The organism is Caproicibacter sp., assembly GCF_046707225.1.
Lineage (GTDB): Bacteria > Bacillota > Clostridia > Oscillospirales > Acutalibacteraceae > Caproicibacter.
Genome location: NZ_JBJKOP010000029.1, coordinates 19,042 through 37,684, shown reverse-complemented (window position 1 = coordinate 37,684; position 18,643 = coordinate 19,042). Strand labels below are relative to the sequence as shown.

General features: G+C 52.1%; 16 protein-coding genes. 4 read left to right on the top strand and 12 right to left on the bottom strand.

The genetic code is table 11. From position 1 onward, the window contains the following. Positions 1–16: 16 nt before the first annotated feature. From ACLQ3M_RS05090 to ACLQ3M_RS05055, 8 genes are all read right to left on the bottom strand, one after another. Positions 17–1,996, bottom strand: coding sequence for a type IIA DNA topoisomerase subunit B (locus tag ACLQ3M_RS05090; RefSeq protein ID WP_411676619.1), 1,980 nt, complete (start codon positions 1,994–1,996; stop codon positions 17–19). A gap of 108 nt (positions 1,997–2,104) precedes the next feature. After that, positions 2,105–4,012 (bottom strand): ATP-dependent zinc metalloprotease FtsH, encoded by a 1,908-nt coding sequence (gene ftsH / locus ACLQ3M_RS05085; RefSeq protein WP_411676618.1) that lies wholly within the window; start codon positions 4,010–4,012, stop codon positions 2,105–2,107. Between the two features lie 43 nt (positions 4,013–4,055). Further along, a complete protein-coding gene (gene hpt, locus ACLQ3M_RS05080; protein ID WP_411676805.1) occupies positions 4,056–4,595 on the bottom strand; it encodes a hypoxanthine phosphoribosyltransferase in 540 nt (179 codons plus the stop codon). A gap of 14 nt (positions 4,596–4,609) precedes the next feature. Further along, the gene (gene tilS / locus ACLQ3M_RS05075) at positions 4,610–5,983 is read right to left on the bottom strand and encodes a tRNA lysidine(34) synthetase TilS (RefSeq protein ID WP_411676617.1); all 1,374 of its coding nucleotides are present in this window, start codon (positions 5,981–5,983) and stop codon (positions 4,610–4,612) included. Then, entirely contained in the window at positions 5,976–7,340 is a 1,365-nt protein-coding gene (gene dnaB / locus ACLQ3M_RS05070) for a replicative DNA helicase (protein WP_411676616.1), read from the bottom strand. Before dnaB ends, tilS begins: the two co-directional genes overlap by 8 nt. A gap of 39 nt (positions 7,341–7,379) precedes the next feature. Continuing rightward, positions 7,380–7,829, bottom strand: a complete 450-nt coding sequence (rplI, locus tag ACLQ3M_RS05065) for a 50S ribosomal protein L9 (RefSeq protein WP_411676615.1) — start codon at positions 7,827–7,829, stop codon at positions 7,380–7,382. Positions 7,830–7,840: 11 nt separating this feature from the next. Then, positions 7,841–9,820 carry a DHH family phosphoesterase gene (locus ACLQ3M_RS05060; RefSeq protein ID WP_411676614.1) on the bottom strand — a complete coding sequence of 660 codons (1,980 nt, stop codon included), beginning with the start codon at positions 9,818–9,820 and terminating at the stop codon, positions 7,841–7,843. A 32-nt stretch (positions 9,821–9,852) separates the two neighbouring features. Continuing rightward, complete coding sequence (locus ACLQ3M_RS05055; protein WP_411676804.1) at positions 9,853–11,619, bottom strand: ribonuclease J; 1,767 nt, start codon at positions 11,617–11,619, stop codon at positions 9,853–9,855. A 940-nt stretch (positions 11,620–12,559) separates the two neighbouring features. Between ACLQ3M_RS05055 and rnhA the strand changes: the two genes are divergently transcribed. The 3 genes from rnhA to ACLQ3M_RS05040 are packed head-to-tail and all read left to right on the top strand — an operon-like array spanning position 12,560 to position 14,623. Beyond that, a complete protein-coding gene (gene rnhA, locus ACLQ3M_RS05050) occupies positions 12,560–13,015 on the top strand; it encodes a ribonuclease HI (protein WP_411676613.1) in 456 nt (151 codons plus the stop codon). Continuing rightward, on the top strand, positions 13,012–14,157 hold the full coding sequence (gene nifS / locus ACLQ3M_RS05045) for a cysteine desulfurase NifS (RefSeq protein ID WP_411676612.1): 1,146 nt from the start codon (positions 13,012–13,014) through the stop codon (positions 14,155–14,157). The genes rnhA and nifS overlap by 4 nt, the downstream gene beginning before the upstream one ends. Before the next feature lie 22 nt (positions 14,158–14,179). Then, the gene (locus ACLQ3M_RS05040) at positions 14,180–14,623 is read left to right on the top strand and encodes a GNAT family N-acetyltransferase (RefSeq protein ID WP_411676611.1); all 444 of its coding nucleotides are present in this window, start codon (positions 14,180–14,182) and stop codon (positions 14,621–14,623) included. Between the two features lie 6 nt (positions 14,624–14,629). Here the strand turns inward: ACLQ3M_RS05040 and ACLQ3M_RS05035 are convergent, their stop codons facing one another. Together ACLQ3M_RS05035 and ACLQ3M_RS05030 are read right to left on the bottom strand one after the other, a co-directional pair. Beyond that, a complete protein-coding gene (locus ACLQ3M_RS05035; RefSeq protein ID WP_411676610.1) occupies positions 14,630–15,712 on the bottom strand; it encodes a radical SAM/SPASM domain-containing protein in 1,083 nt (360 codons plus the stop codon). Continuing rightward, complete coding sequence (locus ACLQ3M_RS05030; RefSeq protein WP_411676609.1) at positions 15,709–16,281, bottom strand: TetR/AcrR family transcriptional regulator; 573 nt, start codon at positions 16,279–16,281, stop codon at positions 15,709–15,711. The genes ACLQ3M_RS05035 and ACLQ3M_RS05030 overlap by 4 nt, the downstream gene beginning before the upstream one ends. 121 nt (positions 16,282–16,402) lie before the next feature. Between ACLQ3M_RS05030 and ACLQ3M_RS05025 the strand changes: the two genes are divergently transcribed. Beyond that, positions 16,403–16,741 (top strand): DUF6054 family protein, encoded by a 339-nt coding sequence (locus tag ACLQ3M_RS05025; protein ID WP_411676608.1) that lies wholly within the window; start codon positions 16,403–16,405, stop codon positions 16,739–16,741. A gap of 78 nt (positions 16,742–16,819) precedes the next feature. On the opposite strand, the gene ACLQ3M_RS05020 is transcribed toward ACLQ3M_RS05025, so the two are convergent. Next, complete coding sequence (locus ACLQ3M_RS05020; RefSeq protein ID WP_411676607.1) at positions 16,820–17,836, bottom strand: electron transfer flavoprotein subunit alpha/FixB family protein; 1,017 nt, start codon at positions 17,834–17,836, stop codon at positions 16,820–16,822. A gap of 18 nt (positions 17,837–17,854) precedes the next feature. Further along, the gene (locus ACLQ3M_RS05015) at positions 17,855–18,637 is read right to left on the bottom strand and encodes an electron transfer flavoprotein subunit beta/FixA family protein (protein WP_066644042.1); all 783 of its coding nucleotides are present in this window, start codon (positions 18,635–18,637) and stop codon (positions 17,855–17,857) included. Positions 18,638–18,643 lie beyond the last annotated feature (6 nt).

Below are 18,643 nucleotides of genomic sequence, written 5' to 3'. Positions count from 1 at the left end.
ATTAATCAAAAAACACTCAGCTTAAATCCGATGTATCAATGTATTGAGAACCGTTTTGAGCGATAAAATCTTTTCTGCCCTCCAGATTGTCGCCCAAAAGAAGGTCAAACACTCTGCTTGTCTGCTCCGCCTCATCCGGAAGCACTTTAATCAGCCGGCGCGTCGCCGGATTCATAGTTGTAAGATTCATCATATCCGGCTCATTTTCACCCAAGCCTTTCGACCGCTGAATGGAAAATTTCTGACCTTTCAGCTTTTCCGAAAATTCCTCTTTCTCACGTTCCGTGAAAGCAAAATAGGTTTCATTTTTAGCCTGAATCTCATAGAGGGGCGATTCCGCGATAAACACCTTGCCCTCCTCAATCAGCGCGGGGGTCAACCGGTACAGCATGGTCAGAAGAAGCGTACGAATCTGATACCCGTCCACGTCGGCGTCGGTGCAGAGAATGATTTTGGCCCACCGCAGAAGCTTGATATTAAAGGAAGAAAGCTCCCGGTTGGCTTTCGACTTCACCTGAACCCCGCAGCCCAACACCTTAATTAAATCCGTTATGATCTCACTCTTAAAGATTTTATCGTAATCGGCCTTTAAGCAGTTCAATATTTTGCCGCGGATCGGCATGATCGCCTGAAAATTCGGGTCGCGGGCCTGCTTGCACGCGCCGAGAGCGGAATCGCCCTCCACGATGAATATTTCACGTTCGCCGGTATCCCGGCTGCGGCAGTCGACAAATTTCGCGACCCGGTTCGTCAAATCCAGGCTGCTGGTCAGCTTCTTTTTCAGGTTCAGCCTTGTTTTTTCCGCATCCTCGCGGCTGCGCTTGTTGATGAGCACCTGCGCCGCGATTTTTTCCGCGTCGGCGGGATTCTCAATAAAATAAACTTCAAGCTGATGGCGAAGCATTTCAACCATGGCTTCCTGTATTCCTTTGTTCGTAATCGCCTTTTTCGTCTGATTTTCATAGGACGTGCGGTTGGAAAAGGAGGAGATAATCAGAATCAGGCAGTCCTCGACGTCTGCAAAATTGATCTTACTCTCATTTTTATTGTACTTATTGTTCTGCTTAAGATAGGAATCAATCTGATAAACAAACGCATTCCGGGCGGCTTTGTCCGGGGAACCGCCGTGTTCCAGCCAGCTGGAGTTGTGATAGTATTCAATTAAGCGGTTGCGGTTGGAAAAAGCAACTGCAACATTGATTTTCACTTTGTACTCCGGCTTGTCCGACCGGTCGCGCACCATGCGCTCCGACTGCCAGAACTGAACCGGAGTCAGGGCATCATTCCCCGCGATTTCCACCGCATAATCCGCAATTCCGTTTTCATAGAGAAATGTGGTGGTATCAAAGCCGGTTTCGGTCTGGCTGCGGAACAGGAATGTGATTCCTTCATTGACGATTGCCTGGCGCTTGAGCATGTCCATGTAGTATTCGACGGGCACGTCGATATCCGTAAACACCTGCAAATCAGGCTTCCAGCGAAAACGGGAGCCGGTGTCTTTCCCTTTGTATTCTTCCTTTTGCAGTCCGCCGATATTTTCGCCGTGTTCAAAGTGCAGCGTGTAACGAAAACCGTCCCGGCGAATATCCGCATCCATATATTCGGAGGCATACTGCGTAGCGCAGAGGCCGAGGCCGTTTAAGCCCAGCGAATACTCATAGCTCTCATCCTCGCTGTTGTTATATTTTCCCCCGGCGTAAAGCTCGCAAAAAGCAAGCTCCCAATTATAGCGTTTTTCATTCGGGTTGTAATCAACCGGGCAGCCGCGCCCATGGTCTTCCACTTCCACCGACCGGTCCATGTACCTGGTGACTGTGATTTGTTTTCCGAAGCCCTCTCGCGCTTCGTCAATCGCATTCGACAAAATTTCAAATATGGAATGCTCGCATCCTTCGATTCCGTCCGAACCGAAAATCACGGCCGGACGCCGCCGAACGCGGTCCGCTCCCTTTAAGGAAGAAATGCTCTCATTTCCATAGGCCTGTTTTCGTGCCATTCAGGGGCCTCCCTAAGATTGTATTTTTATGAACTTATTCCCAATTTTTGAAGAGGCAGTCAAAAGGGGAATGCGGCTACATTCCCCTGCAATCTTTTATTGACCTTTTCAGCCAGCTTCTCCCACCATATTTCCGGCAGAGGCGCCGGGCGAAATTCCATCCCGCGGAGACGGTTCGGGGTCGCCCTTCATCATCTTTGCAAATTCTTCTCCGCTCATCTTTTCGTTTTCAAACAGATATTTTGACACTTCATGGAGTTTTTCCATGTGAGACCTGAGAATGTCTTCCGTCTTGTTGTAGGCCTCCGTCATCAGGCGTTTGATTTCGCGGTCGATCGCGGAAGAGGTATCCTCCGAATAATTCCGGATATGCCCCATATCGCGCCCGAGGAAGGGCTCGCCTTCATCCTGCCCGTAGGTGATGGGACCAAGCTCGTCCGACATCCCGTATTTTGTCACCATACTGCGCGCCAGTTTGGTTGCGCGTTCAATGTCGTTGGAGGCACCGGTCGAAATATCGTCCAGTGTAAGCGCTTCAGAAACACGGCCTCCAAGCATGACAACAAGGTCTTCTTCCATTTCCTTGCGGGAACGGTAAGCGCGGTCTTCCGCCGGAATCTGCATGGTATAGCCGCCTGCCATACCGCGCGGAATAATGGAAATCTGATGCACAGGGTCCTGTGTGGGGCAATAAAATGTTGCCACCGCATGGCCCGCTTCATGATAAGCTGTAATTTTCTTTTCTTTATCGGTCATGACATGGCTCTTCTTTTCGGTGCCGACCACAACCTTGATCGTGGCCTCCTCAATTTCATCCATGGTAATGGCCTTCAGGCTTTTTCTCGCCGCAAGCAGCGCGGATTCATTAAGCAGGTTTTCGAGGTCCGCTCCAGTAAATCCGGCGGTGGATTTCGCGATGGTTTTCAGGTCGACGTCCGGGGCAACCGGCTTGCCGCGCGAATGGACCTTCAGGATTGCCTCGCGGCCCTTGATATCCGGGTAACCGACCATGATCTGACGGTCAAAACGACCGGGACGCATCAGCGCCGGGTCAAGAATATCGGGGCGGTTTGTCGCGGCAATCATGATAACGCCTTCATTCGCGCCGAATCCGTCCATCTCAACCAGCAACTGGTTCAACGTCTGCTCACGCTCATCGTGGCCGCCGCCGAGGCCCGCGCCGCGCTGGCGTCCCACGGCGTCGATTTCATCAATAAAAATGATACAGGGCGAATTTTTCTTTGCCTGATCGAACAGGTCGCGAACGCGCGACGCGCCGACGCCGACAAACATTTCCACAAAATCAGAACCGGAAATGGAGAAGAACGGGACTCCCGCTTCTCCCGCGACCGCACGGGCAAGCAGGGTTTTGCCGGTACCCGGAGGGCCAACGAGCAGCACGCCTTTTGGAATGCGCGCGCCCAGCTCGTTATACTTGCGGGGATTTTTCAGGAATTCCACGATCTCCTGCAGTTCTTCTTTTTCCTCGTCTGCTCCGGCAACATCGGCAAATGTGGTTTTCCGCTTTTCGTCCGCCATCTGCTTGATTTTCGCCTTACCGAAATTCATCTGCTTGCCGGCGTCGCCCATTGAGGTGTTCAGGCGTTTCATCATGAACCACCAGAACAAAAGCATTACGGCCAGCGTCAGAAGCATCGGCAGCAGGCTGGACAGCCATGTAGTTTCAGCCGGCCTCTTCCAGTTAAAGGTCATCCGGGCATTCGGATGCTCCGCATTGTATTGCTCCACATAAGGACGGATATCTTCAACCAGCTGCATGGTGCTCGGCGCAACATAAGAGATCTGAGTTTTGTCCTTTAGCGTGATGATCATTTCTCCGCTGCCAAGGTCAAGGGAATAATTCGTAACCTTCTGATCTTCAAAGTAATACAGAATCTCAGAATAATTATAGGTTTTATCGGAATGGTTGTTCAGCACCATTGCAAGCAAAACCAGCAGCAGGATCGGTATGCCCAAAAACATGGCAATATTTTTTACGGTCTTTCTATTGTCCAAACAAATTTCACTCCTTATAGGAATCGGCCCTCCCCTGTGCGGGTCAGCCCCCGTAAACCTCCGGTTTCAGGATCCCGACAAACGGGAGGTTCCTGTATTTTTCATCATAATCAAGGCCATACCCGACAATAAATTCATCCGGAACAACCGTTCCAACATAATCCGCCTTGATGCTGGCGGTTCTGCGGTCCGGTTTGTCAAAAAGCGTACAAAGCCGAATGCTTTTTGGCTCGCGCGCCTGCAAAAGTTCCAGTATGTAGCTTAAGGTAAGGCCGCTGTCTAAAATATCCTCCACAACTAAGAGATCATACCCTTTCAGGTTGATATCGAGATCCTTAATAATTTTGACGACACCGGAAGTTTTCATGCCGGAGCCATAGCTGGAAACCGCCATAAAATCGATGCTGCACGGAATCGTAACGGAACGCATTAAATCGGACATAAATACAACGGAGCCTTTCAAAATGCTGACCAGTAAAAGGTTTTTGTCTTTATAATCCTCACTGATTTTGGCCCCCATTTTTGAGACGATCTCGGCAAGCCGTTCCTCACTGAATAATACTTCCTGAATGTCATCGGTCATCTGATGCACGGGTTTCAGCACTCCTTGATGATTATTTCGGCCGCCTGTTCGGTGCGGTCTGTAACCGCGGCGCTTTGCGACGGGCCGATTCCTTCAATCCACAGAATTTCTCCGCCACATTCCAGAACCGCGAGTCTGCCGCGGCGAAACGGCGGAATTTTCCGTTCGTTTAATAATTTTTTCAAAGTTTTTGTGACTCCCCGCCCCGCGGGAAAAAATCGGTCGCCGGGCAGCCTGTTTCGAATAAAACTATTAGTATTCAATATTGTATCATAGTTGATTCGATTATTAAATAACAAATTATTAATTTTCTCATCATTTTTTCTCTTGAAAGATATCGGACGGATACAGATCGTCCTCCCGTCCGGAAGAGAGGTATCCGGAAGCTGCAAGGGAATTCGCCAAATATCCGCTCGCTCTTTTTCGGAATGAACAAAAAGAGTATTGCCGTTTGAAAGGCATTGTATTCCACCGGGAAGGGTGATATTCCCGCGCCCGGAATGGATCATTGCCATAACGGAAGCAACATGGTCATAGTCGAGACGCGCTTTGGTCTGCTTCTGAACCGCCAGTAAGATCATGCGGGAAAGGATGGAATCAGGCTGATCCTTTAACTTTCGGATGGAATAGCCGCCGCAGGCGTCGACTGATTGTTCCAGCCCGATGCGTGCAGTCTTCCGTAAATATTCCTCATCCTGCCGAAGCAGGCACGCAGCTCGGAAAAACGCCTGTTCAAAGCCGGGGTTCAGTTCCCGTAAGACAGGCGTCACACTGTGACGGATACGGTTGCGCGCAAATTCCTCCGAAAGGTTTGAACTGTCCGTGACAAACTCGAGGCCGTAATAACGGCAATAGGCCTCTACTTCTTCTCTGGTCACACGAATCAGCGGACGCACAATTTCATCCCTGACCGGGGGAATCCCGGAAAGCCCGCGCGGCCCGGTCCCTTTCGCAAGATTCATCAGCGCTGTTTCGGCGCTGTCTGTCAGGGTGTGGGCGGTGGCGATCCGGCCCGCCGGCCCGCAAAGGCTGCGAAAAAAAGTATAGCGGACGTTCCGCCCGCATTCTTCCAATCCCTGTGAACTTTTTTTGGCCAGCGCCGAAACGTCGGCATGAAAGACCCTTAAACCGACATGATTCGCGGAACACCACGCGGCGACAAACGCCTCGTCCGCGTCCGACTCCTCGCCGCGAAGGCCGTGGTTGACGTGGGCTGCGGTCAGGGTCATTCCGTGTTTTCTGGAATAACCGAGCAGAAAATGCACCAGCACCATGGAATCGGCGCCGCCCGAAAATCCGGCAACGACCTGACAGCCTTCGGGCAGCATTCTTTCTTCCAAAATGGTATCTTCAATTTTCTGTTCCAGTTTTTTCATCCGGTCATTCACTGCGAACAACCTCCTGGGCGGTAAAGCGCATAAATTCGCCCTGCCAGTGCAGCGGCACCGTCTTGGTCTGACCATGACGGTTTTTGGCAACGATGCACTCGCTCTGGTTGCGGTCCCCGTCTTCCGAAGGCTCGCCGGTATCCTGATAGTATTCGTCCCGATATAAGAACAGGACGATATCCGCGTCCTGCTCAATGGATCCTGAATCGCGCAAGTCGGAAAGAACCGGGCGGTGATTGGTCCGTTTTTCGCTGTCACGGGCCAGCTGGGAAAGCGTCAGCACGGGTACATTCAGTTCCTTCGCCATAATTTTCAGATTTCTGGTAATCTGAGAAATTTCCTGTACGCGGTTATCAATTCTCATGGATGCGGTCATCAACTGCAGGTAATCGATCACAACCAGGTCAACGTCGCGCAGCCGCCGCAGCTTCGCCTTGATTTCAGGCACGGTGATGCCGGGGTTATCGTCAAAATACATCTGCGCTTTGGAAAGAATATCACCGGCTTCAATCAGGCGAACCCATTCGTCCTCACCCAGCTTTCCCGTACGCAGCTTTGTCCCCTCGACCAGCGCTTCCGTGGACAAAAGGCGGGAAACAAGCTGCTCGTTGCTCATTTCCAAAGAGAAAAAAGCGACGCGCTTTTTTGCCTTAAGCGCCGCGTGGCGGGCAATATTCAAAGCAAAGCTGGTTTTGCCCATACCGGGTCGGGCGCCCAGCAGGATAAAGTCGGAACGGTTCAAACCCGTGATGGTCTCGTCCAACTCCCGTATCCCGGTCGGAACCCCTTTATACAGATCCGCGTCCGGAGAATTGAGAAGATCCAGACGGTCGAATTCATTGACAATGATCTCGTCGATCCGCTGAAGGCCCTGCATATTTTTGCCGCGCCGGATGTCGAAAATACGCTGTTCCGCGCTGTCAAGCAAAGTCGCGGAATCGGCGGCGCCGGAAGAGGCTTCTTCAACAATGTCGCGCGCCGTTGTGATCAGCGTGCGAATGTCGTATTTATCACGGACGATTTTGGCGTAGGTCTCCACATTTGAAATAGAGGGCACCAACTGCGCCAACTGAAGGAGATAGGTTTTTCCGCCGTTTTCCTCAAAGCCTTCCGTCTGCCGCAGCTTTTCCAGCAACGTGATAAAATCCACCGGTCGGCCCTGAGTGAACAATTCCAGCATAGAGGAATAGATCAGGCTGTTGTTGGTCTGGTAAAAATATTCCGGGCGGGGAAGAATCTCCGCGATGCGGTCCAGACAGGAAGAATCCAGTAAAACCGCGCCGAGCACGGACTGTTCCGCTTCCGGACTGAACGGCAAATTCAGGCCGGCGTAAGCGCCGCTTTGCATCGGTTCCATTTTACTTCCCCCTTTTTAAAATTCGGCGTTAATACCCGTTTACTGCTGTTCCCCAACCAAAACATAAATTTTAGCGGTTACTCCGGAATACAGCTTTACCTCGCACTCATAGGTACCGAACGCCCGGATATCTCCATCCAGTGCAACCTTGCGTTTATCAACATCCACATGGAAGCTCTTCTTCAGTTCGTCGGCTACTTCTTTTGCCGTAATGGAACCGAAAAGCCTTCCACCCTGCCCCGCTTTTGCAAAGAGGCGTACTGTTTTCCCGCTGATGGAAGCAGCGGCAGCCTGAGCATCTTCCGTTTCTTTCTGAATCCGCCATTTTTTGGCGGATTCAGCGCTTTTCAGCTCGCTCATCACCTGCGCGTTCGCTTCTTTCGCCAGCTTGCGCGGAAGAAGAAAATTTCTGGCGTAACCGTCGCTGACCTGAATCAGCTCTCCCCTCTTGCCGCTGCCTTTCACGTCCTGAAGTAATACTACTTTCATCGGGTACCTCCTTATGACTTTTCGTTCGTATGATTGGATGCTTTCTCTGTAAAATCGCGAATTGCCGCGATGAGCCTGTCACGGGCTTCGGCTACCGAGAGGCCGCTCAGCTGAGCGCCCGCCATGGTCAGATGGCCGCCGCCGCCCAGAGTCTCCATAATCAGCTGAACATTGACGTCCCCAAGGGAACGGGCCGAAATATTGATGACGTCCCCCGCCGGGAACAGCACAAATGACGCCTCAATTCCCTGAATGGAGAGCAGCTCGTCGGCCGCCTGCGCGGACGCGATTCGAATATCCGGAAACTCATGTTCCGTGGAAGCCACGGCGAAGCGGCCGAATATTTCCGCGTTGGAAACAATTTTATATTTTGCCTTGTAGGCGTCGATGGAATCGGAAAACATACGCTTGACGCTGACCGTATCGGCTCCCTTTCGGCGCAGATACGCCGCCGCCTCAAATGTGCGCGCCCCCGTTTTCAGCACAAAATTCTTGGTGTCCAGCATGATGCCGGAAAGCAAAGCCTCCGCTTCCGTCTGGGTCAGCTTGCTGTCCCCGATATACTGCAGAAGGTCCGTCACCATTTCACAGGTGGAGCTGGCATACGGTTCGTGGAAAAAGACCAGGGCGTTTTCGATGTGGCGAACCATCATTCGATGGTGGTCGATGACCACCACGCGCGGCACCGTCTTCAAAAGTTCGGCACTCTCCACGAAATCCTGGGAATGCGTATCGACAACCACAAGCATACTTCTGGATGTTGCGAGCATCTGCGCTTCCTGCGGGGACATAAAGATCTTTTCGTCGGGATACGCGTTTTGAAGCGCGGTAATCTGCGGGGAAGCAAGGCTCTGCGTCAGATTCAACACGATATAGGAAGGGCGGCGCAGCGTTTTGCAGGCTACGTTCCACATTCCGATCGCCGCGCCGACGCAGTCCAGATCGGAATATTTATGCCCCATGACAAATACTACGTCGCTTTCTTTGATATCGTCCGAGATGGACGCCGCGAAAACACGGGTGCGAACGGAGTCTCTCTTTTCCACCCCGTTGGACAGGCCCCCGAAAAACTCGTATGTATCGTTGGCCTGCTTGACCGCGACCTGATCTCCGCCGCGCCCAAGGGCCATGTTCAAAGCGCTTCTGGCCCAGTCGTCCGCTTCCTGCAGAGTTTTTGCTCCGCGGGCCACGCCGACCGAGACCGTCGCGCTCAACCGGTCCCCCGCCTTGATGGCGCGCACGGAATCAAGAACCGGAAACCGTTTTTTCATCTCCGCACGCAGGTGCGCTTCGTCGGTCAAAATCAGGTACCGCCCGCTGCTCATGCGTTTGAGAAAACCGCCCAGCCCCTGCGCCCAGCGAACCAGTACTTCTTCCACTTCCGAAGCAATTCTTGTTTCTTCACTGGAGCTGGAATCCCGGGTCAGCTCCTCCCGGTTGTCAAAGCTGGCCAGCATGACTATGGTGCGGCTTTCCTCATAATTGCGGCTGATCTCCTGAAAAGCCGTGTCGTCAAGAAAGTACAGGACGCTTCCCGCTTCTGTCCGAATGCCGAACACCATGTACTGCCGGGAGCCAAACGTAACCTCCGTGCCGCCGGCTGAAAGAACCTGTTCCGTTGTTGCGGGATAAATAAATTTGAGAATATTATCTCCGCGGCATTCCCGGTTCGCGCTGACCTGCTCAAGAAACATGTCGTTGACCCAGATGATGTCCCCCGCTTCGCCAATCACCACAACAGGAAGCGCAAACTGGCGCAGGGAACGATACCTGTCGCCGGTTAAAACCTCCCCCACGCTTTTGAAGGCGAAGGCGATATGCGCTTTAAAATGCCTGTTGGCAATCAGCACGGCCGCAATGGACGCAACCGCGAGAGTGATTTCCGCTGTAAAAACAACGATGTTCCAAAACCAGCTGATACCGGCCGTCAGCAGCAAAACTGCTGAAATGACAAAAAAGACAGGAGAAGAAGCCCATACTTTTCGTTTCAAACTGATTACCCCTTAAAACCGATCCGGGATGACTATACTTCCATAATAATCGGCAGAATCATCGGGCTGCGGCGCGTACGATTGTAGAGCAAACGGGACAGCTCGTCTTTAATCCGAGTTTTCAGTGTTCCCCAGTCGTGAATTCTGTTCTCCGCGCATTCCTGCAAAACAGATGAAACCAGATCACGGGCCTCGTCGATCAGCGGTTCGGATTCACGGACATAGACAAAGCCGCGGGATACGACATCCGGACCGGAAATGATGTGACCGTCCGTGCAGGAAATGGTGCAGACAACCACGATTAACCCGTCTTCGGCAAGGTGCTTGCGGTCCCGCAGAACAATACTTCCCACGTCGCCGACGCCCAGGCCGTCCACCAGGATCCGACCGGCCGGAACCGGAGCAAGGCGCTTCATATAATCCTCGTTAAGCTCGACAACGTCGCCGTTATCGCCGATAAAGACGTTTTTCGGGTCCCTCCCCATGGCATAGGACAAGTCCGCGTTTTTCCGCAGCATCTTCTGCTCGCCGTGAACCGGAATAAAATATTTGGGCTTTACGATTCCCTGCATCAGTTTGAGTTCTTCCTGACAGGCGTGACCCGAAACATGCACTTCATACATGGATTCGTATACAACGCGGCAGCCGCGCTTCATCAACTCGTCGATCACATTTCCAATTGTTTTTTCATTTCCGGGAATCGGACGGGCGGAAATGATGATGAAGTCGCCCGGGCCGACTTCCACTTTGCGGTGGTCGGCAAATGCCATGCGGGTCAGGGCGCTCATCGGTTCTCCCTGACTTCCGGTTGTAACCAGGACGATCTGTTCCTTCGGGTAACGGTTGATCATGTCAATGTCGATCAGCACTCCCTGTGGAACGTCGAGATATCCAAGCTCCACGCCGATCGTCATAACATTGATCATACTTCTGCCGGACAAAGCCACTTTGCGCCCGTATTTGACCGCGCAGTTAATGATCTGCTGAACGCGGCTCACATTGGAGGCAAAGGTCGCAATGATAATACGGCTGTCCTGCGCGCGTTTGAACAGCATGTCGAAAGAACTGTCGACACTTTTTTCCGACTTTGTAAAGCCCGGCCGCTCCGCATTGGTGGAATCGGAGAACAGGGCCAGGACGCCCTCATTGCCAAGCTGAGCAAGACGGCCCAAATCAATCATTTTACCCATCGCGGGTGTACAGTCGATTTTAAAATCGCCCGTGTGGACGACAACTCCGGCCGGGGAATGAATAGCAACGGCAACCGCGTCGGGAACGGAGTGGTTGACATGGATAAATTCGATATCCATGCAGCCAAGCTGCGCGTGCTCGCCCGGCTGGACGACAACGGCCTTCACGGAATTTTGAAGGCCGTGCTCCTTTAATTTGCTGTTAATCAGCGCAAGTGTGAACGGCGTGCCGTAAATCGGAAGATTTACCTTTTTCAGCAGATAAGGCAGTGCGCCGATATGGTCCTCATGGCCGTGGGTTAAAATAATGCCGCGGATGTTTTCGGCGTTGCGCTCCACAAATGTGAAGTCCGGAAGCACAAGATCCACGCCCAGCATATCACCGTCCGGAAAAGCCATGCCGCAGTCCACGATCACCATATCGTTTTCGCATTCAAACAGCGTAAAGTTTTTACCGACTTCGTTCAATCCGCCAAGGAAATAGGCTTTAATCGACGGTTTCTTCTGATTCTGACGTCCCCTGCGTCCACGTTTGCTCTTCTGTGCGGCGGCTTCTTTTTTCTCTCTTGCCGCCTGTTCCGTTAAATATTCCTGAACGGTTTTCTGAATCGCCGTAAGAGGCTGCTGCTTCGCACCGTTTTTCTGCCTTCCACCGCGCTGCTTTTCCCCGCTTTGCTGCCGGACTCCCCTCTTCTCCTTTGGTCCGGCCTGCTGTTTTCTATCGGCAGCAATTTGTTTTCCAGAAACCTGCTGCTTTCCATCGGCGGCAATCGGTTTCCCAGGAGCCTGCTGCTTTCTATCGGCACCAATCTGTTTTCCAGAAACCTGCTGCTTTTCATCGGCACCAATCTGTTTTCCAGAAACCTGCTGGTTTGTCTGAGCAGGCTGGCGTGTCTGAGGCTGGCGTTCACTATTTTGGCGTTCCGTATTCTGACGTTCCCCGTTTTCCTGCGCAGCAGCGGGCTTTTTGGTGCTTCTTCGTCTGCCCTGTCTGGCTGCGGCGGGACGCTGCTGCTCCTGCTTCTTCTGCACCGGAAGCTGAGGCGGCGTGATCTTCTGGTAAAGTTCGGGGCGTTTTCCCTTGCCTGCTTCGGTGTTTTGATTTTCAGCGCCTTGACGGTCAGCCGAGCTGTTGGAACTATTATTTAATTGTTTTTCTGTCACAAAATGACCTCCATCATATTTTGGGCACAACCATTAAAATCCGTCGACAATCGGGTCAAACGAATCTGGTTTACCTCTATTCATTTTACCTTTTACGCTGCACCGGGCCTGCGCAAAAATGTATTAAATGCTTCTCTATGTGCTAAATAAACGGGAATAACCCGTGAATCGCTGAATCCGGACACTAATATCTTATTTATTGTACCTTGATTCACAAAGACTGTCAATACAGTTTTCTATCCGCAGACTTTATTATGACCAATCCTGCGCTGTCTAATCAAATGAAAGAAATGAAAAACATTTTATACCGTCTTTCCCCGCGATTTGAATGTGCCCCTCCTTTGTGCTATAATAACAGAAAAATTAAAGGACTTATGGTGATAGGATGAAGCGGGTTGAGATCTTTACGGACGGGTCGTGCAGCGGAAATCCCGGGCCGGGCGGCTGGGGCGCGGTTCTGCGTTACGGCAGCCACGAAAAAAGGCTGAGCGGGGGCGAACGCGAAACCACAAACAATAGGATGGAGCTGACCGGCGTCATCGAGGCGCTGCGCCAACTGCGCGAACCCTGCGAAGTGATCCTGACCAGCGATTCCCGCTACGTCTGCGATGCAATCACCAAGGGCTGGGCCAAAGGATGGCAGAAACGAGGCTGGATCAAGGCCGACAAAAAGCCTGCTCTGAACAGCGATTTATGGGAACTCCTGCTCGGTCTTCTGGAAACGCACCATGTGACGGTCAACTGGGTAAAAGGGCACGCAGGACACCCTGAAAACGAACTTTGCGACCGCATGGCGGTCGCAGAAACAGAGAAGCATAAAAACGGAGGCGCTGCAACATGATTTATGCGGATAACGCGGCGACGACTCCAGTCTCCGAGTCCGTGCTGCAGGCGATGCTTCCGTATTTTTCGGAGGAATTCGGAAATCCGTCCAGCCTGCACGCGGCGGGCCGCCGGGCAAAAAGGGCGCTGGAATCGGCAAGAGAAACCGTAGCCGACTGCTTAAACGCGCGCCCCAATGAAATTTTCTTCACCTCCGGCGGTTCTGAAAGCGACAACTGGGCGATCAAGATGTCCGCGAAAAAGGGAAAAGAAACCGGAAAGACGCACCTGATTACCTCTGAATTCGAACACCACGCGGTGCTGCATTCCCTTCGGTCCCTGGAATCCGGCGGCTTCACAGTTTCGGCGCTGTCAGTCCATGAGAATGGAATCATAAGACCGGAGGAATTAAAGGCTGCGATCCGCCCGGAAACCGCGCTGGTAACCGTTATGACCGCGAATAATGAAATCGGAACCATTCAGCCGATTTCCGAAATCGGGACTCTCTGCCGCGGCGCCGGCATCCCGTTCCACACAGACGCGGTTCAGGCGGCCGGAATTCTTCCTCTGGATATAAAAGCGATGAATGTGGATTTTCTCTCTCTTTCCGCGCACAAATTTCACGGTCCGAAAGGCGTCGGCGCCCTTTATATCCGAAAGGGCGCCGGCATTTCCGGCCTGATGGACGGCGGCGCGCAGGAACGCGGCCTGCGCGCGGGCACGGAAAACGTCGCGGGAATTGTCGGGCTGGCTGTGGCCCTGAAGGAAGCCTGTGAAAACAGAAAAGCCTGTGCGGACCGTTTGACGGCCATGCGCGACAGGCTGATTCAAGGGGCGCTGAAAATTCCCGGCACAAGGCTGAACGGCGATTCCGTCAAACGCCTTCCGGGAAACGTGAACCTGAGCTTTGAACATGTGGAAGGAGAAGCCCTTCTTCTTCTGCTGGACCAAAACGGAATCTGCGCCTCCGCGGGTTCCGCCTGCACGGCCGGTTCGCTGGAGCCGAGCCATGTGCTGCGCGCGATCGGCCTTTCGGAACCGCTGGCGCATGGTTCCCTGCGCCTGACGCTTTCCTGTCAGAATACCGAAGAGGAAGTGGACGAGATTCTGCGTGTTCTGCCAGACGTAATCAAGCGGGTACGTTCGTTGTCTTCCCAGTGAGTTCGAAAGGTGGAATTGGCGATTGGAAAACACGATACAGATTTTTAACCAAAAGGCTGCATTCCTTCCTCTCCTTTTGCTTGCCGATCCGGACGAAGCCATGATTAACCGCTATCTTGGCCGGAGCGATCTTTTCGTATCAGAATCCGACGGCGTTCCAATTTGCGTGAGCGCCGTTCTTCCGCTGGACCGGACAAGCTGTGAACTCAAGAATCTGGCGGTTGAAGAACGTTTTCAATGTCAAGGAATCGGCAGCCGCATGATTCGTTTTCTTCTCTCTTTTTACGCCGCACGGTACAAAAAAATGTATGTCGGTACCTCCGAGGGGAATTTTTCGTTTTATCAAAAAAATGGATTTCGATATTCCCATGTCATAAATAATTTCTTTACAGAGAATTACCCGGAACCCATCGTGGAAAACGGAATCATTTTAACCGACATGACTTATTTTGTCCGCTCCCTGTAAATCGGTTTATTCGCCGAGCAGGGCGCGGACTTCTTTTTCTTTTGCAAACAGGGTGCATCCGCCCGTATGCTCCTCCGTTTCAATTCCGCTTTCCCGGATCTTTCTGAACAGTCCGGAGTCAAGTGCGTGTTTCAGGCCGCCGGACAGAACGCTGGTGTCGGAAAACGGAGAGAAAGGGCAGGGCTCCGCAGCGCCCGCCGCGCTGATATGAAAGAACCCGCGCCCCGCCGCAAGACAGCCGCCCAGCGCTTTTTCGTCGCCCGGAAAAGAAAGAAAGATGATCGAATGAAATTCTTCCCGCAGGCGGTCGAGCCTTTGCTCAAGCAAAACCCGTTCCCGCTCCCCGGGCGCCAGCTGCTCGGAGCCGGATTCGACCGGCACATATTCAACATAAAACACAAGGCCGCACCCGGCATGCTTAAGCAGGCGCAAATATTCCCGATCGGTAACTTGACATAAGTTATCCTTTGTGACGGTGATGGAAACTCCATAAAAAATACCGCGTTTTTTCAGCTGCTCCATGGTTTCCGCAAGCATATCGTAAATTCCCTTTCCGCGCCTTATATCCGTATGTTCCCTGTCCCCCTCAATGCTGAGAACCGGAATCAGATTCCGGCTGCTGTCAAACCGGTCCAGAAGTTCCCCCCGAACCAGCGTCCCGTTTGTAAAAACCGGAAAAATCAGATTCTGATGTGAAGCCGCCGCCGTCAGAATATCCGCGCGGGTCAAAGGCTCACCGCCGGCTAGCAGCAGAAAGGAAACTCCGAGTTCTTCGGCTTCACGGAAAATTTCGTCCCAGCGATCGGCGTCCATTTCATTTGCTGTTGGATGATCCATGCAGGAATGGTTTGCCCTCGCGTAGCACCCCGCGCAGTGAAGGTTGCATTTTTGGGTGATGCTGGCGATGAGAAACGGCGGAACATGGGTTCCGTTCTTTTCATAAGTACCGCGAAGCTCCGCCGCTTTTTTCTGCGCTGAGCCGGCATGAAGCAAGAATCTGCTTTCTTTGGGATTTTTCAGGCTGGTCCGCAGGGCGGATGAAACAATTTCGCTGATTGCTTGATTCATGTACTCCGCTAAATTAGTCATACTCTCTCCTCCGGTAAAAATAAATCCATTTCCAGATCAATCAGAGTTTCACAGGCGCTTTCGTCGAACAGATTGATCCCCGCATAACGCAGGAACGCGTCGGAACGGTAAAACACGAGCTGCAAGAAAGAAATCATCTGGTACGCAATGACTCTGCATTCCACTTCGCTTTTTTCGGTTCCGAAATGTTTTCGCAGCAGGGGAAGAAGATAGACGGGGCTGACGATTTCATCTTCGAGCAGAATATGCGGAATAAAAATTTTCGAGAACCGCCGATAATGAAGTACCATTTGCGACAGATGAAGCAGGATTTTCCGCAGAGTTTTTTTGGGAGAGTCCATTGAATCCGGAGGAGAATAAAACCATTCCGCTTCTGATTCAATCATCTTGCCTACCGCCTCGGTCAGCAGTTCATCCTTTGATCCGAAATAATAATTGATCATCGCTGCGTTCGTCCCGGCAGCAGCGGCGATTTGACGGGATGTAATCCCCGTCGGGTCCCCGCTTTCGCGCAGCAGCTCCGTCGCCGCTGAAATCAGCTGGCTTTTCAGGTCTTCTTTCTCCCTCATGACTCCTCCTGTTAAACATGTTTAAAACACGTTTATATATTATCCCTCTTCACTTTCTTTGTCAAGCAATTTTTCGTATATTATGATATACTGAAAGCAAATGAAAATCGGAGGGATCGATATGGCTAAATTTGAAAAGCTTGTAAACGGGGATTTTGAGTCAATTATTTCAACTTTGGAAAATGATATTCTTCGAAGCGGAGTCAGCATGAATCTTGTGGATGAAAGCAACTATCAGTCCGGGGGAACAAAAGTTGCCGTTCGGGTTTACGACAAATATTTTATGAGAAACGGCAATCGGGCAAGCCTGAGCCTAACCGTAGCGGGCGCTGACCGCAGCGTATTCATTGCCGCGATCGGAGCCGGGGGCGGTTCCGGCGTGTTTTTGAATTTCAGTCTGGGCGCGGAAACGGAGCTGACGGATCTTGTCGCGGACAGTGTGCGACGCATGGGGCTCTAGGCTAGTAAATCATCTCACATGAGAAAAGGCCCGGCATACCGATCAGTATGCCGGGCCTTGATCCATATGGATACAAAATTATTTGCGGGCAGCCATTGCTTTCTTGACTTCTTCCGTAAGAAGCGGAAGAACTTTAAGAGCATCGCCGACAACGCCGAAGTCCGCAACTTCAAACATCGGTGCGCCTTCGTCCTTGTTGATGGCCACAATGACATCGGACTCTTCCATACCGGCCAGGTGCTGAATTGCACCGGAAATGCCACAGGCAAGATAGAGGTTCGGACGAACCGTTTTACCGGTTTGACCAACCTGAATATCTTTTTCCACCCAACCTGCATCGACGCAGGCTCTGGAAGAGCTGACGGTTCCGCCGAGAGCATCCGCGAGATTCTCAAGAAGCTTGAAGTTCTCCGGGCAGCCCATGCCGCGGCCGCCGGATACCAGAATCTTCGCGTCCTGAATGTCCATCTTCTGCGATTCTTTCTTGATGACTTCCAGAATCTGAACATCCTTTTCGGAAGCGGGAATTTCAATGTCAATCGAGTCGGTCGGAGCGGAAGCACCGTCGATCGGCTTAATTTTCTGCATGACGCCCGGGCGGACCGTCGCCATCTGAGGACGATAATCCGGGCATATGATGGTTGCCATGATGTTTCCGCCGAATGCCGGACGGGTCATTCTCAGGTTCTTTGTGCCGTCGTCGGCAACGTCGAGCTTCGTGCAGTCTGCAGTCAGACCGGTACGGACTCTGGCAGCCACACGCGGAGCGAGGTCACGGCCGATTGCGGTAGCACCGTAAAGAACCGCGGCGGGTTTGTACTTTTCAATGATATGGCACATGCAGTAAGCATACGGCTTTGTGGAATAAAGCTCTAAGTCCTTATTGTCGACCATGATGATCTTATCCGCGCCGTAGCTTGACAGATCCTTGCAAAGGCCGGAAACATTGTAGCCCAGCAGAACCGCAGTAACTTCCGTTTCCATATCTTTTGCAAGCTCTTTCGCTTTGCCGAGCAGTTCATGGGAAACGCCGGCCACCTGACCGTCGACCTGCTGGATAAATACATATATACCTTTATATTCCTGAATATCCATGTAGCTCACCACTTTCAACTATATAATGAATTTTTCTCTGAGCTTTTCGAGTATGTACTCGGCCGCTTCCTGAGGATTCAGATTATTGACAACGGTACCCGCAGCTTTCGCGCTCTTAGTAAAGGTCTTCACAACATGAGTCGGAGAGCCCTTCAGGCCGAGGCAGCTGTCGTCCACATCGAGGTCCTTGCGGGTAATTACCTTGATCTCTTTCTGATAAGCGTCGAAAATTCCGCCCGGGGTCATGTAGCGGGGCTCGTTCAGTTCGCTCAGAGCGGTAATCAGGCACGGCATTTTGGCTTTGATGATGTGATAGCGGTCTTCAAACTGCCGCTTTACAATCACAGAGTCGCCTTCTACCTTAATATCTTCCGCATAGCTGATATTGGTAAGGTTCAGGTTTTCGGAAATCTGCGGGCCAACCTGCGCGGTATCACCGTCGATTGCCTGACGGCCCGTAATAATCAGATCATAATCCATGGTTTTGAGTGCAGCGGCAATCGTGTAAGCAGTAGCCCATGTATCGGCGCCCCCAAACGCGCGGTCCGTTACAAGCACAGCATCGTCCGCGCCCATGGCAAGCGCTTCACGCAGAGCGGCATCCGCCTGCGGCGGGCCCATGGAAAGAACGGTGATATGAGCACCCTTCGCGTCCTTCAGGCGAAGAGCCGCCTCCAGACCGGCCTTATCATCCGGGTTGATGATGGACGGCACGCCCTCGCGGATCAGGGTGCCGGTTTTGGGATCCAGCTTTACTTCATTGGTATTCGGTACCTGCTTTATGCAAACGACAATATTCAACGAATT